At 74.7% G+C, this 18,266-nt stretch carries 4 protein-coding genes; all 4 read left to right on the forward strand.

Features of this window, described 5'->3' with window-relative positions; translation table 11 throughout:
- Genes FGW31_RS24605 through FGW31_RS24620 form a run of 4 tightly spaced genes read left to right on the forward strand, consistent with a single transcriptional unit; the run spans window position 1 to window position 18,247 of the window.
- The gene (locus FGW31_RS24605; protein WP_142195673.1) at window positions 1-7,767 is read left to right on the forward strand and encodes a non-ribosomal peptide synthetase; all 7,767 of its coding nucleotides are present in this window, start codon (window positions 1-3) and stop codon (window positions 7,765-7,767) included.
- Window positions 7,764-16,613: a non-ribosomal peptide synthetase gene (locus FGW31_RS24610; RefSeq protein ID WP_142195674.1), complete on the forward strand. Its 8,850-nt coding sequence runs from the start codon at window positions 7,764-7,766 to the stop codon at window positions 16,611-16,613. Before FGW31_RS24605 ends, FGW31_RS24610 begins: the two co-directional genes overlap by 4 nt.
- A 57-nt stretch (window positions 16,614-16,670) precedes the next feature.
- Window positions 16,671-17,372 carry a thioesterase II family protein gene (locus FGW31_RS24615; RefSeq protein ID WP_142195675.1) on the forward strand — a complete coding sequence of 234 codons (702 nt, stop codon included), beginning with the start codon at window positions 16,671-16,673 and terminating at the stop codon, window positions 17,370-17,372.
- Window positions 17,373-17,422: 50 nt separating this feature from the next.
- Window positions 17,423-18,247, forward strand: a complete 825-nt coding sequence (locus tag FGW31_RS24620) for a mycofactocin-coupled SDR family oxidoreductase (protein WP_142195676.1) — start codon at window positions 17,423-17,425, stop codon at window positions 18,245-18,247.
- Window positions 18,248-18,266 lie beyond the last annotated feature (19 nt).

Here is an 18,266-nt window from a genome sequence, read left to right on the forward strand (position 1 = left end):
ATGAGCACCGAGCCCTCGTCGCTGGAAGCCGTCCTGCCGCTCACCCCGCTGCAGGAGGGCCTGCTCTTCCACGCGCAGTACGACGAGCAGGACGGCCCGGACGTCTACGTCATGCAGCTCGGCATGGACATCGACGGACCGCTCGACGTCCCCGCCCTGCGCTCCGCCGCCCGCGTCCTGCTCCAGCGGCACGGCAACCTGCGCGCGGGCTTCCGCGACGGCGGCGCGCGGCCCCTGCAGTTCGTCCCGAAGCAGGTCGACCTGCCCTGGCGGGACGTCGACCTGAGCGAACTGCCCGAGGAGGAGCGGGAGGCGGCGCTGCGCGAGGTCACCGAGCGCGACCGGGCCGCCCGCTTCGACCTGCACCACCCGCCGCTGCTGCGGTTCACCGTGGTGCGCACCGCGCCGCTGCGGCACCGGCTGCTGGTCACCAACCACCACATCCTGCTCGACGGCTGGTCGGCGCCGGTCCTGGTGCGCGAACTGTTCGAGCTGTACGCGGCCGGCGGTGACGCCGCGGCCCTGCCCCCGGTGACACCGTTCCGCTACCACCTGGGCTGGCTCGCCAAGCAGGACCGCGACGCCGCCGGCCGGGCCTGGCGGGACGCGCTCGCCGGGCTCGACGGGCCGACCCTGCTGGCCGCCCTGCCCGACGACCGCTCCGCCTCCGTGCTGCCCAGCAAGGTCGCCGCGACGCTGTCGCCGGAGACCACCGAGCGGCTCAACCGGCGCGTGCGCGAACTCGGCCTCACCCTGAACACCGTCGTGCACGCCGCCTGGGGCCTGCTGCTGGGCCGGCTGACCGACCGCACCGACGTCACCTTCGGCATGACCCTCGCCGGCCGGCCGCCGGAGATCCCCGGCGTGCACACCATGGTCGGCCTGTTCCTCAACACCGTGCCGGTCCGGGTGCGCCTGGAGCGCGACGAGACGCTCCTCGCGCTGTGCCGGCGGCTCCAGGACGAGCAACGTGCCCTGATGGCCCACCAGTTCCTCGGCCTCGCGGAGATCCAGCGCACCGCCGGGCACGGCGACCTGTTCGACACCCTCACCGTGACGGAGAACTTCCCCGTCGACCCGGCCGCCCTCGACCTGCCCGGCGGACTGTCGGTCGCCGGGGTCTTCTCCACCGACGGCGCGCACTACCCGCTCGCCCTCATGGTCATCCCCGGCGACTCGCTCGAACTGCGCTTCACCTACCGCGCCGACGCCTTCGACGAGGCCCGCATCGAGAGCTACAGCCGCGCGCTGACCGCCGTACTGGAGGCCTTCGTCGCCGACCCGTCCGTCCCGGCGGGCACCGTCGACGTCCTGGACACCGCCGTACGGTCCCGGCTGCTGGAGGAGTGGAGCCCGCAGCCCGCACCCGCCGCCGCGCACACCCTGCCCGAACTGCTCGCCCTGCGCACCGCCGAGACACCCGACCGGGAGGCCCTGGTCTGCGGCGGCCTCTCGCTGACCTACGCCGAACTCACCGACCGGGTCGAGCGGATCGCGGCCTGGCTGCGCGAGCGCGGCGTGCGCGACGAGGAGCCCGTCGGCATCGCCATGGACCGCTCCGCCGAGTACGTCCTCGCCGTGCTCGGCGTGATCCGCGCCGGCGCCGTGTACGTACCGGTCGACCACCGCTGGCCGGCGGCCCGGCGCGAGCACGTCCTCGGCGACAGCGGCATCCGGCTGATCCTCGAACAGGGCGACCTGCCCGAGGACCACCCGCTGCCCGAGGGCGGCGTCCCGATGCCGCCCGGACCCGACCGGATCGCGTACATCATGTACACCTCCGGCTCGACCGGCCGCCCCAAGGGCGTCGCCGTCACCCACCGCGGCATCGCCGACCTCGCCGCCGACGGCCTGTTCGCGGGCGGCGCGCAGGAGCGCGTGCTGCTCCAGTCGGCGCACGCCTTCGACGCCTCCACCTACCAGATGTGGATCCCGCTGCTGAACGGCGGCACCCTCGTCGTCGGACCGCCCGGTGACCTGGACATCGCCACCATCGGCCGCACCCTCGTCGAGGGCCGCGTCACCGCCACGCTGTTCACCACCGGCCTGTTCCGGCTGATCGCTGCCGAGGCCCCGGAGACGTTCCGGTCGCTGCGCGAGGTGTGGACCGGCGGCGAGGCCCTGCCCGCCGCCGCGGTCCGCCAGGCCCTGGAGGCCTGCCCCGACCTGACGGTCGTCAACGCCTACGGGCCCACCGAGGTCACCGTCATGGCCGCCGCGCACCGGCTGCCGGCCGGCGAGCCCGTACCGGAGCCGGTGCCCATCGGCCGTCCCCTCGACGGCAAGCGCGTCCTGGTCCTCGACAGCGGCCTCAGGCTGTGCCCGCCCGGCGTCGCCGGCGAACTGTACGTCGCCGGTGTGGGACTGGCCCGCGGCTACGTCGGCCGGCCCGACCTGACCGCCGAACGGTTCGTCGCCGACCCCTACGGCGAGCCCGGCGCCCGCCTGTACCGCACCGGCGACGTGGTGCGCTGGCGCGAGGACGGCCTGCTGGAGTTCGTCGGCCGCACCGACAACCAGGTGAAGCTGCGCGGCTTCCGCATCGAACTCGGCGAGATCGAGGCCGTACTGGCCGGACACGACGCCGTCGGCCAGATCGCCGTCGTCGTCCGCGAGGACCGGCCCGGCGTGCGCCACCTCGTCGGCTACGCCGTCCCGGCCGCCGGCGCGACCCTGGACACCGAGGAGCTGCGCACCTGGGCCGCCGAGCGGCTGCCCGACTACATGGTGCCCCGGCCCCTCGTCGCCCTGGACGCGCTGCCGCTGACCACCAACGGCAAGCTGGACGTGCGGGCCCTGCCCGCGCCCGAGCACACCGAGGAGGAGACCCGCGGCCCGCGCACCCCGCACGAGGAACTGCTGTGCGGACTGTTCGCCGAGGTCCTCGGCCGCGAGACGGTCTCCGTGCACGACAACTTCTTCGAGCTGGGCGGCCACTCGCTGCTCGCCACCCGCCTGGTCAGCCGCGTCCGTTCGGTGCTCGGCGTCGAACTGCCCATCCGCCGCGTCTTCGAGGAGCCGACGGTCGCCGCGCTCGCCGCCCGGCTCACCGACACCCCGGCGGCCGCCCGGCCCGCGCTGCGACCGGCCGACCGGCCGGAGCGGGTGCCGCTGTCCTTCGCGCAGCGCCGCCTGTGGTTCCTCAACCGCATGGAGGGCCCGAGCGCCACCTACAACATCCCGTTCGCCGTACGCCTGTCCGGCGCGCTGGACACGGCCGCGCTGACCGCCGCGTTCAACGACGTGGTCGCCCGGCACGAGGCGCTGCGCACCGTGTTCCCGGACAGCGACGGAGAGCCCTGGCAGCAGATCCTGCCGGCCGGGCACGCCGTCGTGGACATCGAGGTCTCCGACGTCACCGAGGCCGGACTGCCCGCCGCCCTGCACGCGGCCGGCACGGCAGGCTTCGACCTCGCCGTCGACCTGCCGGTGCGCGCCTGGCTGTTCCGCCTCGCCCCCGACGAGCACGTGCTCTGCGCGGTCGTGCACCACATCGCCGGCGACGGCTGGTCCCAGGCGCCGCTGGTCCGCGACCTGTCGGCGGCCTACCGGGCCCGCCTGGAAGGCACCGCGCCGGACTGGCGTCCGCTGCCGGTGCAGTACGCCGACTACGCCCTCTGGCAGCGCGAACTGCTCGGCGACGAACAGGCCGACGACAGCACGGCCGCCACCCAGCTGGCGTACTGGAAGGAGCGGCTCGCCGGCGCGCCGCAGGAACTCCAGCTGCCCACGGACCGGCCCCGCCCGGCCGTCGCCGGACACGAGGGCGGCACCGTGCCGGTGCACGTCGACGCCGCACTGACCGGCGCGCTGCGCGAGCTGGCCGCGAAGACCGACACCACGCCGTTCATGGTGTTCCAGGCCGCGCTGGCCGCGCTGCTGTCCCGGCTCGGCGCCGGCGACGACATCCCGATCGGCACCCCGGTCGCCGGCCGCACCGACGCCGCCGCCGACGACCTGATCGGCTTCTTCGTCAACACGCTGGTGCTGCGCACCGACGTCTCCGGCGACCCGAGCTTCACCGAACTGCTGCGCCGGGCGCGCGCGGCGGCGCTGGGCGCCTACGCCCACCAGGACCTGCCGTTCGAGCGGCTGGTCGACCTGGTCGGCGCCGACCGCTCGCTGTCGCACAACCCGCTGTTCCAGGTGATCCTCGCCTACCAGAACAACGACCTGCGCGCGGTCGAGCTGCCCGGCCTGGAGGTCACCCCGCACGAGATGCTGCTGCCGGTCGCCAAGGTCGACCTGGAACTCACGCTGGTCGAGGACACCGCCGGCGGCGGCATCTCCGGCCTGCTGAACTACGCCACCGACCTGTTCGACCGCGACAGCGCCGAGCGCGTCGCCGCCCACCTGGTGGCGCTGCTGCGGGCCGCCGTCGCCGAACCGGCCCGCCCGGTGCGGACCCTGGAGATCCTGCCGCCCGCCCAGCGCGAGCAGTTGCTCACCGGCTGGAACGACACCAGCCGGCCGGTACCCGCGGGCACCGTCCCGGAGCTGTTCGCCGCGCGCGCCGCCGCCCACGCCGACCGCCCCGCCGTCGTCTGCGAAGACGGCGAGCTGGACTACGCCACGCTGGCCGACCGGGCCAACCGGCTCGCCCGGCTGCTGATCGAACGCGGCGCGGGACCCGAGGACCGGGTCGCGCTGGTCCTGCCGCGCTCCGCGGACCTCACCACCGCGCTGCTCGCGGTGATGACGGCGGGCGCCGCCTACGTGCCCGTCGACCCGCACCACCCGGCCGACCGCATCGAGTACATGCTCACCGACGGCGACCCGGTGCTCGTGGTCACCCTCACCGCGCTGGCGGACCGGCTGCCCGACCAGATCGCCGAACCGGTGTTCCTGGACAGCCCCGACGTCGTCCGGGCCCTCGCCGGCCACTCCGGCGCCGAGCTCACCGACGCCGACCGCCGGTCCCCGCTCAGCCCCGACCACCCGGCCTACGTCATCTACACCTCCGGCTCCACCGGCCGCCCCAAGGGCGTCGTCGTCGGCCACCGCGGCCTGGGCAACCTCGCCGCCTGGCAGGCCGGCCACCTCGGCGTGACCGCGGACAGCCGCATCGGGCAGTTCGCCGCGCCGAGCTTCGACGCCGCCGCCTGGGAGACGGTGATGGCGCTGCTCAACGGCGCCACCCTGGTGCTCACCCCCGCCGACGGCCCGGTCCTCGGCGACGCCCTCACCGCCTTCCTGCGCGAACGGGCCGTCACCCACGCCACCCTCACCCCGACCGCCCTGTCCGGCGCCGACCCGCAGTCCGCGCCCGACGGCCTGACCCTGGTCCTCGCCGGCGAGGCCGTCCCGCGCGACCTGGTGGCCCGCTGGGCGCCCGGCCGCCGCGTCGTCAACGCCTACGGCCCCACCGAGACCACCGTCTGCGCCACCGCGTCCGGACCCGTCGACGGCTCCGTCACCCCGCCCATCGGCGGGCCCATCGCCAACACCCGGGTCTACGTCCTGGACGGTGCGCTCAACCTGTGCCCGGTCGGTGTCGCGGGCGAACTGTACGTGGCGGGCACCGGACTGGCGCGCGGCTATCTGCGCCGGCCCGGTCTGACCGCGGAGCGGTTCGTCGCCGACCCGTTCGGCGAGCCCGGCGCCCGGCTGTACCGCACCGGCGACGTGGTGCGGTGGCGGGCCGACGGCGCACTGGAGTTCGTCGGCCGCCGCGACAACCAGGTCAAGCTGCGCGGCTTCCGCATCGAACTCGGCGAGATCGAGGCGGCGGTGGCCGGCTGCGCCGGCGTGGACGCGGCGGCCGTCGTGGTCCGCGAGGACCGGCCCGGCGTACGGCAGCTGGTGGCGTACGTGGTGCCCGACGGCGACGCCGAGTGCGCGCCGGAGACGGTGCGCGCCCACGCGGCCGAGCGGCTGCCGGAGTACATGGTGCCGCAGGCGGTCGTCGTCCTGGACGCGCTGCCGCTGACCGTCAACGGCAAGCTGGACCAAGCGGCGCTGCCCGCACCGGAGTTCGGCGGCGACGACGGCGGCCGGGCGGCGACGACCGACGCCGAGAAGATCGTCGCCGAGGCGTTCCGCGAGGTGCTGGGACTGCCCGAGGTGAGTGCCGACGCCGGCTTCTTCGAACTCGGCGGCGACAGCATCGTCTCCATCAAGCTGGTCGGCGAGGTCCGCAAGGGCGGCCTGGTCATCACGCCCCGGGACGTGTTCGAGCACAAGACGGTCGCCGGTCTGGCGGCCGTCGCCCGCAGCGCGGACGACCTGCCCGAGCAGGACCCGGACGCCGGCATCGGCGAGGTCCCGCTCACCCCGATGACACACTGGCTGCGCGAACTGGGCGGCCGCACCGAACGGTTCCACCAGTCGGTGCTGCTGCGGGTGCCCGCCGGACTCGGCCGGGAGCGGCTGACCACGGCCGTGCGCACCGTGCTCGACCACCACGACGCGCTGCGGCTCACCCTGTCCGACACGGCGGGCCAGTGGTCGTACGAGGTCAGGCCGCGCGGCGCGGTGGACGCCGACGGCTGCGTCACCCGGGTCGACGTCACCGGCGCCGGGACCGAGGAGCTGCGCGCCGCGATCGCCGAGCACGCCGAGCGGGCCGTCGGCCAACTGTCGCCCACGGACGGCGAGATGGTGCGCGTGGTGTGGTTCGACGCCGGCCCGGACGCGCCGGGCAGGCTGCTGCTCGTCGCGCACCACCTGGTGGTCGACGGCGTGTCCTGGCGGATCCTGGTGCCCGACCTGGCCGCCGCCTGGCAGGCCGCCGCGTCGGGCGCCGAGCCCGCGCTCGAACCGGTCGGCACCGCGTGGCGGCGCTGGGCCCAGTGGCTCGGCGAACTGGCCGCGCAGCCCGCCCGCGCCGCACAGGTCGCCTGGTGGGCGGACCAACTGCGCGACGAGGACGTCCTGGTCACCGCCGAGCGGCGCGACCCGGCCGTCGACACCATGGCCACCCAGAGCGCGCTCGCCGTCACCCTGCCCGAGGACGTCACCGGCCGGCTGCTGACCGCCGTACCGGCAGCGGCGCGCTGCGGCGTGGAGGACGTGTTCCTGACGGCGTTCGCCCTCGCCGTCGCCGACTGGCGCAGGCGGCGCGGACTCGGCGCCGGCACCTCCGTCCTGGTCGACGTCGAACGGCACGGCCGGCAGATCCCGCCCGGTCACGACCTCGACGTCTCCCGCACCGTCGGCTGGTTCACCAGCCTCGCCCCGGTGCGCCTCGACCTCGGCCCGGTCTCCTGGGGCCAGGTGTTCACCAGCTCCGCCGCCCTGCACAAGGCGCTCTCCCGGGTCAAGGAGACCCTGCGCGAGATGCCCGACGAGGGCATCGGATACGGCCTGCTGCGCCACCTCAACCCGCGCACCCGGGACGAACTGGCCGCCTACGAGCAGCCCCAGTTCGGCTTCAACTACCTGGGCCGCACGGCCGTCGCCGACGCGGACGCCGGCGACGCGCGGACGGGTGACGACTGGAGCATGTCCGCCGACGGCGAGGTGCTGCGCGAACTGGGCGGCGGAGACCCGCAGATGCCGGCCCCGCACGCGGTCTCCCTCAACGTCGTCGTCGAGGACGGCCCGGCCGGGCCGCGCCTGGTCGCCAACTGGACCTGGCCGCGCCGCCTGCTGGAGCCCGACGAGCTGCGCCGGCTGGCCGACGGCTGGTTCCGCGCGCTGACCGCGCTCGCCGACCACGCCGCCGAGGAACAGCCCACCGGCCTCACCCCCTCGGACCTGTCACTGATCGACCTCGAACTCGACGACCTCGGGGTGCTGGAAGCAGAGTGGAGGAAGACCCAGTGACCAGCAACGACCTCTTCGAGGACATCCTTCCCCTGGCACCGCTGCAGGAGGGGATGCTCTTCCACGCGACCTACGACGAGGACGCCCTCGACGTCTACACGGTGCGGCTGGCCATCGACTTCGAGGGCCCCTTCGACCTGGACGTGTTCCGCGACGCGGTGCGCGCGCTGCTGATCCGCCGCAGCAACCTGCGGGCCGGATTCCTCTCGGAGAACCTGAGCCGGCCGGTCAGCGTCGTGCCGCGCGCCTTCGACACGCCCGTCGTCGTGCACGACCTGTCCGCGCTCGGCGGCCCCGAGCGGGCCGAGCGCCTCGCCGAACTGGAGGCGGCCGAGCGGGCCGTGCGCTTCGACCTGACCGCGCCGCCGCTGCTGCGGTTCACCGTGGTGCGGCTGGCGGAGAACGGCTGGCGGCTGATGTTCGCCTGCCACCACATCCTGCTCGACGGCTGGTCCATGCCGATCGTGCTCGGCGAGCTGTTCGCGCTGTACGGCGCGCGCGGCGACGCCTCCGTGCTGCCGCCCGCCGCGCCCTTCAAGCTGTACCTGGCCTGGCTGCGCAAGCAGGACAAGGAGCAGGGCCTGACGGCGTGGCGGTCCGCGCTCGACGGCCTGCGCGGCGCCACCCTGGTCGCCCCGGACGCCGACGACACCGTCGACACGCTGCCGGGCCGGATCGTCGCCGACCTGCCGGCCGGACCGAGCGCCCGCCTGACCGCGCTCGCCCGCCGCCTCGGCATCACCGTCAACACCGCCGTGCAGGCCGCCTGGGGCCTGCTGCTGGCCCGGCTCACCGGCACCGAGGACGTCGTCTTCGGCGCGACGGTCTCCGGACGCCCGCCCGAGCTGGACGGCGTCGAGACCATGGTGGGCCTCTTCATCAACACCGTGCCGGTGCGGGTCCGGCTCGCGCCCGGCGAGTCCCTGCGCGAGCTGCTGCTGCGGGTCCAGGACGAGCAGTCCGCGCTGCTGGACCACCACTACATCGGCCTGACCGAGGTGCAGCGCGCGGCGGGCCACGGCCGGCTCTTCGACAGCCTCGTCGCCTTCGAGAGCTACCCGGTGGACGCGGACTCCCTCCAGTCGTCCATCGGCGACCTCACCGTGACCGGTGTCTCCGGCGACGACGCCACCCACTACCCGCTGACGCTGATCGTCGTGCCCGGCGAGCGCGTTCAGCTGCGCCTGGGCCACCAGGGCGGCGTGTTCACGCCGGAGGTGGCCGGCGCCCTGCTGACCGAGCTGGAGCGGCTGCTGACGGCCGTCGCCGACGACGACACGCGGCCGGTGACCGAGGCGCTGGCGTCGGTCACCGTGCCCGGCGGCTGGCCGGCGTCGGCCGCGCGGGCCGACGGCGGCGGCACGGGCGGCACCTCGGTGTCGGACCTGACCGTCGTCTCCGGCGAGGGACGGGCCCCGAGGACCCCGCACGAGGAGGTGCTCTGCGGACTGTTCGCCGAGGCCCTCGGCGTGCCGTCGGTCTCCATCGACGACAACTTCTTCGACCTGGGCGGCCATTCGCTGCTCGCCACCCGGCTGGTCAGCCGCGTCCGCAGCGTCTTCGACATCGAACTCCCCGTCCGCGCCCTGTTCGACGCGCAGACGGTGGCGGCGCTCGCCGAGCGCGTGGTCGGCTCGTCGGTCGGCGGACGGCCGCCGGTGCGCGCGGCGGCGGAGCGCCCGGAGCGGGTGCCGCTGTCGTTCGCGCAGCGCCGCCTGTGGTTCCTCAACCGCATGGAAGGCCCGAGCGGCACCTACAACATTCCGCTGGCCGTGCGGCTGTCGGGCACGCTGGACGTGGCCGCGCTGCGGTCGGCGCTGGTGGACGTCGTGGGCCGGCACGAGTCGCTGCGCACGGTGTTCCCCGACGCGGACGGTCAGCCCTGGCAGCAGGTGGTGCCCACGGCCGACGTCGACCTGCCGCTCGAGGTCGTCGAGGTGACCGAGGAGGACCTGGAGGCCGCGCTGGCCTCGGCGGCCTCGGCCGGGTTCGCCCTGGCGGCGGACCTGCCGGTGCGGGCCTCGCTGTTCCGGGTCTCCGCGCCCGAGCACGTGCTGTGCGTCGTCGTGCACCACATCGCGGGCGACGGCTGGTCGCAGGCGCCGCTGGCGCGCGATCTGGGACTGGCCTCCCGGGCGCGGCTGACGGGTACGGCGCCGGAGTGGGAGCCGCTGCCGGTACAGTACGCGGACTACGCGCTGTGGCAGCGGGACGGGCTGGGCGGCGAGGACGACGCCGACTCGCCGATCGCCGCGCAGCTCGCGGACTGGCGCGACGCGCTGGACGGGATCCCGGACGAGCTGAGTCTTCCGGTGGCCCGGGCGCGGCCCGCGGGGGCGTCGTACCGCGGCGGGGTGGTGTCGGTCGAGCTGGGGGCCCGGCTGCACCGGGACCTGGTGGGCCTCGCCCGCTCCACCCGGTCGTCGCTGTTCATGGGGTTGCAGGCCGGGGTGGCCGGTCTGCTGTCCCGGCTGGGCGCGGGAACGGACGGGCCGCTGGGCACGGCGATCGCGGGCCGTACCGACGCCGCCCTCGACGACCTGGTCGGGTTCTTCGTGAACACGCTGGTGCTGCGCACCGACGTCTCCGGCGACCCGGGATTCCGTGAGCTGGTGGAGCGGGTCCGCGTCGCCGACCTGGCCGCGTACGCCCATCAGGACCTGCCGTTCGAGCAGTTGGTGCACGCGGTGCAGCCGGCCCGTTCGCTGGCCCGGCACCCGCTGTTCCAGGTGATGATCGTCCTGCAGAACAACGCGGTCGCCTCGCTGGACCTGCCCGGCCTGACCGCCCGCCCGATCGACGGGGACATCGGCGCCGCCAAGTTCGACCTCGGCTTCAACTTCGTCGAACGCAAGGACGACCTGGGCGCGCCCGCCGGTGTCGAGGTGACGGTCGAGTACAGCGCCGACCTGTTCGACGCCGACACGGTCGCCGTGCTGGGCAGGCGCCTGGTGCGCCTGCTCACGCTCGCCGTCGCCGACCCCGCCATGCCGTTGAGCGGGCTCGACCTGCTCGAATCCCGCGAGTGGCAGCAGCTGCTCACCGGCCGACCCGGCATCGAGCAGGCCGACGGACCCGACAGCGCCGACACCGTCCCCGGACTGTTCGCCGCCCGCGCGGCGAGCACCCCGGACCGGCCGGCGGTGATCGGCGAGGACGCCGAACTCAGCTACGCCGAACTCGACGAGTGCTCCGGCCGCCTGGCCGCGCTCCTCGCCGCACGCGGCGTGCGCCGCGGCGAGGTCGTCGCCGTCGCCGTGCCGCGCTCGGCGGCCCTGACCGTCGCGCACCTGGCGGTGCTGCGGGCCGGCGCCGTCTGCCTGCCGCTCCGGCCGGACGACCCGGCCGGGCGGATCGCCCGCATCCTCGACGAGACCGCGCCCGCCGCCGTCCTCACCACCCGGGACACCCTGTCCCGCCTGCCCGCCTCCGTGACGGAGCCGGTGCTCATCGACGAACCCGCGGCCATGACCGTGGACGCGGCCCCGCACCTGCCCGGCCCGCTGCCCGACGCGCCCGCCTACCTGATCCGCACCCCCGGCGGGACGGACGTCCTGCTGCCGCACCGCGGCATCGTGAACCGGCTGCTGTGGATGCGCGACACCTACGGCCTCGACGCCGACGACCGGGTGCTGCACAAGGCGCCCGAGGACCTCGACGTCTCCGTCTGGGAGCAGTTCGCGCCGCTGGCCGCCGGCTCCGCGCAGGTCGTCGCCGGGCCCGGCAGCCACCGCGACCCGGTCCGTCTGGCCCGGCTGATCCGCCGCGCCGGTGTGACCACCGTCCACTTCGCACCGTCGATGCTGGAGGTGTTCCTCGCCGAGCCGGAGGCCGCCCACTGCACCGGCCTGCGCCGCGTGCTGTGCGGCGGCGAACCGCTGCCCGTCGGGCTGCCCGACCGGTTCCGGGCGCTGACGGCCGGCACCGAACTGCACGTGCTGCACGGCTCCACGGAGACCAGCTCCGACGCCCTGGCCTGGGACGGCACCACCGGCACGGCCACCGCGCACCCGCCGGCCGGCCGGCCGGTCCGCAACACCCGCGTGTACGTCCTCGACGCCCACCTCGCCCCGCTGCCCGCCGGCAGCACCGGCGAACTGTACGTCGGCGGCGCCCAGTTGGCGCTCGGCTACCGGAACCGCCCGGACCTGACGGCGGAGCGCTTCGTGGCCGACCCGTACGGCCCGCCCGGCTCCCGGCTCTTCCGCACCGGCGACCTGGCCCGCATCACCCGCGACGGCACCGTCGAACTCGTCGGCCGCACCGACGACCGGATCACCGTCGGCGACCGGACCGTCGAACCCGGCGAGGTCGAGCGGGTCCTGACCGCGCACCCGGCCGTCGGCGCCGCGGTGGTCACCGCCCGCCCGGGCCCGGCCGGCCCGACCGTGCTGGTCGCCCACCACGTGCCCGCCGACCCGGCGGCCCCGGCGGACGAGGAGACGCTGCGCGCCCACGCCGCCGCCGCGCTCCCGGAGTACGCGGTCCCCGCCCACTTCCTGGCGCTCGACGCCTTCCCGCGCACCGCCGACGGCCGGATCGACCGCGCGGCCCTGCCCGAGCCCCACCGGAGCACCGCGCGCGGCCCGCGCAACGACATCGAGCGGACCCTGTGCGGGCTCTTCGCCGAACTGCTCGGCAAGCCGGTCACCACCATCGACGACAGCTTCTTCGACCTGGGCGGCCATTCGCTGCTGGCCACCCGGCTGGTCAGCCGGGTCCGCTCCACCTTCGGCATCGAACTGCCGTTCCGCGACATCTTCGACGCGCAGACGGTGGCGGCGCTCGCCGAACGCGTCGTCGGCTCCTCGACGGGCGGACGGCCGCCGGTGCGCGCGGTGGCCGAGCGCCCGGAGCGGGTGCCGCTGGCGTTCGCGCAGCGCCGCCTGTGGTTCCTCAACCGCATGGAGGGCCCGAGCGGCACCTACAACGTCCCGGTGGCGGTGCGGCTGACCGGCGCGCTGGACGTGGCGGCGCTGAGCGCCGCGGTCAACGACGTGGTCGCCCGGCACGAGGCGCTGCGCACCGTGTTCCCCGAGACCGACGGCGAACCGTGGCAGCGGGTCGTCCCGGCCGCGGAGGCCACCGTGCCCGTCGAGGTCGTCGAGGTGACCGAGGAGGGCCTGACGGCGGCGGTGGAGGCGGTGGCCTCGGCCGGGTTCGACCTGGCGGCGGACCTGCCGGTGCGGGCCTCGCTGTTCCGGGTCTCCGCGACCGAGCACGTGCTGTGCGTCGTGATGCACCACATCGCCGGCGACGGCTGGTCGCAGGCGCCGCTGGGCCGGGACCTGGCCGTCGCCTACCGGGCGCGGCTGACGGGTACGGCGCCGGAGTGGGAGCCGCTGCCGGTGCAGTACGCGGACTACGCGCTGTGGCAGCGGGACGTGCTGGGCGGCGAGGACGACGCCGACTCGCCGATCGCGGCGCAGCTCGCGTACTGGCGCGACGCGCTGGACGGGATCCCGGACGAGTTGAGCCTTCCGGTGGACCGGGCGCGCCCGGCGGTGGCGTCGTACCGCGGTGGTGTGGTGTCGGTCGAGCTCGGCGCCGGGCTGCACCGCGACCTCACCGACCTGGCACGCACCACGCGGTCGTCGCTGTTCATGGTGTTGCAGGCCGGTGTGGCCGGTCTGCTGTCCCGGCTGGGCGCGGGAACGGACGTGCCGCTGGGCACGGCGGGCGCGGGCCGCACGGACGCGGCGCTCGACGACCTGGTCGGGTTCTTCGTGAACACGCTGGTGCTGCGCACCGACGTCTCCGGCGACCCCGGGCTCAAGGAACTCGTGGAGCGGGTCCGCGTGACGGACCTGGCCGCCTTCGCCCACCAGGACCTGCCGTTCGAGCAGTTGGTGCACGCAGTGCAGCCGGCCCGTTCGCTGGCCCGGCACCCGCTGTTCCAGGTGATGATCGTCCTGCAGAACAACGCGGTCCCCTCGCTGGACCTGCCCGGCCTGACCGCCCGCCCGATCGACGGGGACACCGCCGCGGCCAAGTTCGACCTCGGCTTCAACTTCGTCGAACGCACCGACCTCGACGGCGCACCCGCCGGCATCGACGTCTCCATCGAGTACAGCGCCGACCTGTTCGACGCAGACACCGTGCGGCTCATCGGCGAACGGCTCGCCCGGCTGCTCACCACCGGCGTCGCCGAGCCGGCGACCCCGCTCACCCGCATCGACATCCTCGCCCCCGACGAGCACGACCGGCTGGTCACCGGCTTCAACGACACCGCCCGCACCCTGGAACTGCCGCCCGTGACGGAGTCCGGCTTCGCGCCGGAGACCATCGCCGGACTGTTCGCCGCCCGCGCGGCGAGCACCCCGGACCGGCCGGCGGTCATCGGCGAGGACGCCGAACTCGGCTACGCCGAACTCGACGACCGTTCCTCCCGGCTGGCCGCGCTGCTCGCCGCCCGGGGCGTGCGCCGCGGCGACGTGGTCGCGGTGGCCGTGCCCCGCTCGGCCGCCCTGACCGTGGCCCTGCTCGCCGCGCTCAAGGCGGGCGCCGCCTACCTGCCGGTGGAGACCGACTACCCGGCCGAGCGCATCGCCTACGTCCTCGGCGACGCCCGCCCGGCCGTCCTGGTCACCACCTCGCAGGCGCTCGCCGCCCTGCCCGAGGAGATCAAGGGCACCGTCCGCTCCCTCGTCGTGCTGGACGACCTCGGCACCGACTGGGAGCTGGCCGCCGTGGCCGCCGAGGAGATCCGGGCCCTGCCCGGCCCGCTGCCTCAGTCACCCGCGTACGTCATCTACACCTCCGGTTCCACCGGCCGTCCCAAGGGCGTCGTCGTGCCCCACCGCGGCATCGTGAACCGGCTGCTGTGGATGCAGGACACCTACCGCATCGGCGCCGACGACCGGGTGCTGCAGAAGACACCGTCCGGATTCGACGTCTCCGTCTGGGAGTTCTTCTGGCCGCTGGTGGCCGGCTCCACGCAGGTCGCCGCCCGGCCCGGCGGCCACCGCGACCCCGCCTACCTGGCCCGGCTCGTCCAGGAGTCGGGCATCACCACCGTCCACTTCGTGCCGTCCATGCTGGAGGTGTTCCTCGCCGAGCCGGAGGCCGCCCGCTGCACCGGGCTGCGCCGCGTGCTGTGCAGCGGCGAGGCCCTGCCCGCCGGACTGCGCGACCGGTTCCGGGCCGCGCTCGGCGGCGTGGAACTGCACAACCTGTACGGCCCGACCGAGGCGTCCGTCGACGTCACCGCCTGGGACTGCGCCACCGCCGCGGACACCGCGTCCGTGCCGATCGGCCGGCCCGTCTGGAACACCAGGACCCACGTACTGGACGCCGCCCTCAACCCGGCCCCGACCGGCAGCAGCGGCGAACTGTACCTGGGCGGCGTGCAGTTGGCGCACGGCTACCTGAACCGCCCGGACCTGACGGCGGAACGCTTCGTGGCCGACCCGTACGGCCCGCCCGGCTCCCGGCTCTACCGCACCGGCGACCTGGCCCGCGTCACCCGCGACGGAGTGATCGAGTTCCTCGGCCGCACCGACGACCAGGTGAAGATCCGCGGACAGCGCATCGAGCTGGGCGAGATCGAGCACGCGCTCACCCGGCACCCGCGCGTCGGCAGCGCCGTCGTCACCGCGCACCGGGACGAGTCGGGCGACACCCGCCTCGCCGCGTACGTCACCGTCACCGACCCGGCCGCCCCCGTGGAGCCGGAGGAGCTGCGCGACCTCCTCGCCGCGCTGCTGCCCGACCACATGGTGCCCGTGCACTACGCGGTCATCGACGCCGTACCGGTCACCCCGAACGGCAAGGTCGACAAGAAGGCGCTCCCCGCGCCCCGCCTGCTCGACCGCCGCCCGGGCCGCGCCCCGCGCGACGAGAACGAGACGGCGCTGTGCGAGATCTTCGCCGAACTGCTCGGCCACGACACCGTGCACATCGACGACAACTTCTTCGAACTCGGCGGCCACTCGCTGCTCGCCACCAAGCTCATCAGCCGCGTCCGCGACCGGCTCGGGGCCGAGCTGTCCGTGGTGTCGATCTTCGAGGCGCCGACGGTGGCGACACTCGCCGGCCGCCTCGGCCGGGACGCCACGACCGGACCGACGAGCCCGCTGCTGACCCTGCGTCCCGGCGGCACGGACACCCCGCTGTTCTGCGTCCACCCGCTCGGCGGCCTCAGCTGGCCGTACGCCTCTCTCGCCGAGCACCTGCCGACGGAGGTCGGCCTGCACGGCCTGCAGGCCGTCGGACTCGACGGCGACGAGCCGCTGCCGGAGACGCTTCAGGAGATGGCGGACGACTACGTGGCCCGGGTCCGCTCGGTCCAGCCGGAAGGCCCCTACCGGCTGCTCGGCTGGTCGCTCGGCGGCCGGATCGCGCACGCCATGGCCGAACGGCTGGAGGCCGCGGGCCAGGAGGTCGAGCTGCTCGCCCTGCTGGACGCCTACCCGAGCACCACCGTCGACACCGACGCGCGTTTCTCCGAACGCGAGTTCCTCGACGGCATCCTCTCCGCCGCCGGACTCGACGCGTCCGCGCTGGACGGCCCCGTCGACATCGACACGGTCATGGCGGCGGTGCGCTCCACCGGCGACGACCTGGCCGGCCTCACCGCCGACCAACTGCGCCGCCTCCAGCGGGTCATGGCGAACAGCTTCCGTCTCGACGGAGCCGCGCGCACCGGCCGCTGCCGGGCGGGCGCGGTGATGTTCGCCGCGACCGTCGACCCGGCCGGCGACCCCGACCACTGGCACGGCCACGTCGACGGCGGCCTGGAGATCCACACCGTCGCCGTCGGCCACAACGACCTGATGCGGCCGGAACCGCTCGCCGAGATCGGGGCGGTGCTGGCGAAGAAGCTGGCCCGCACCTCCGGCGCCTGACCGCCGGCCGACACAGCCACACACCGCGCACCACACAGCACAGAAAAGGGAATCACCATGGCAAAGACGGTCGTGCTCTGCGTGCCGTTCGCCGGGGCCGGCGCCTCGGTCTTCCGCCCCTGGGTGCCGCTCGCCCAGGACCGGTTCGACCTCGCCGCCGTCCAGCTGCCCGGCCGTGAGCAGCGCTTCGCGGAGGAGCCCTACCAGGACGCGGTCGCCGCCGCCGACGGGCTGCTGCCCGAGGTGCTGGAGCGGGTCAAGGGCGCCGGCCCGGTCGTCCTGTTCGGCCACAGCCTCGGCGCGGTCCTGTCGTACGAGATCGCCCACCGGCTGGCCGCGACCGACGGCGTCGAGCTGGCCGCCCTGGTGGTCAGCGGCTCGCCCGGGCCGTGGACCCGCCGCGAGAACGGCGCCAGCGGACTCGACGACGACCAGTTCCTGGAGCGCGTCAAGGAGTTCGCCGGCTACCGCCACGACGCCCTGGAGGACCCGGAGATGCGGGAGCTGCTGCTGCCCACGCTCCGCGCCGACGTGGAGATGCACGAGAGCTACGTCCCGTCCTCCGACCAGCCGCTGCCCGCGCCGATCGTCTCCGTGCGCGGCACCACCGACACCCTGGTGACCACCGAGCAGGCCATGGAGTGGTCCAAGGCCACCAGCAGGGACTTCCGGTTCGTCGAGGTCGAGGGCGGCCACATGTACCTGGTCGACAACCCCGAGGGCCTGATCGACGTGCTCGCGGACGTCCGCCCGGCCTGAGCCGGCGCGACGGGCCCGGCGGAACCTCCACCAACGTTTAAGGAGTCTTGGTGCGCCTGCAAGGAAAGACCGTCGTCGTGACGGGAGCCGCGCGCGGGGTCGGCCGTGCCTGCGCGCTGGCGTTCAGCCGGGAGGGAGCCGATCTCGCCCTGCTCGACGTGTGCGGTGACGTGGACGGCGTGCCCTACCCGCTCGGTACCGTCAGCCAGCTGGACCACACCGCGCGGCTCTGCCGTGAGCAGGGCGCCGCCGTGCTCACGGCCACCGCCGACGTCCGCGACGGCGCCGCCCTGCGCGCGGCGGTCGACGCCACGCTCGACCGGTTCGGCGCCGTCGACGTCCTCGTCAACAACGCGGGCATCGTGGCGCCGTCGGGCCGGACCACGCACGAGATCACCGAGGACGAGTGGCAGGTGATGCTCGACATCAACCTGTCCGGCGCCTGGCGCATGATCTCGCTGGTCGGCCCGCACATGGTGGCCCGCCGCTCCGGCAGCATCGTCAACGTCGCCTCCACCGCCGGACTGGTGGGCTACCGGCACTTCGCCGGCTACACCGCCTCCAAGCACGGCCTGATCGGACTGACCCGGGCGACGGCCCTGGACTACGCCCCGCTCAAGGTCCGCGTCAACGCCCTGTGCCCGGGCTCCATCCGGGACGACAGCGCGGTCGAGGGCCGGATGCTCACCGAGATCGCCAGGTCGCTGGAGCTGCCGGTCGGCGAGCACGAGCAGACCTTCGTCCAGTCGCAGCCGATGAACGCGCTGATCGAACCGGAGGACGTGGCGGGTGCCGCGCTCTGGCTGGCCTCCGACGAGTCCCGGCAGGTGACGGGCTCCGTGCTGACCGTCGACGGCGGCTTCACCATCCGCTGAGCCACCTGTTGAGCCATCA

This window comes from Streptomyces calvus, from assembly GCF_006782915.1.
GTDB lineage: Bacteria > Actinomycetota > Actinomycetes > Streptomycetales > Streptomycetaceae > Streptomyces > Streptomyces calvus.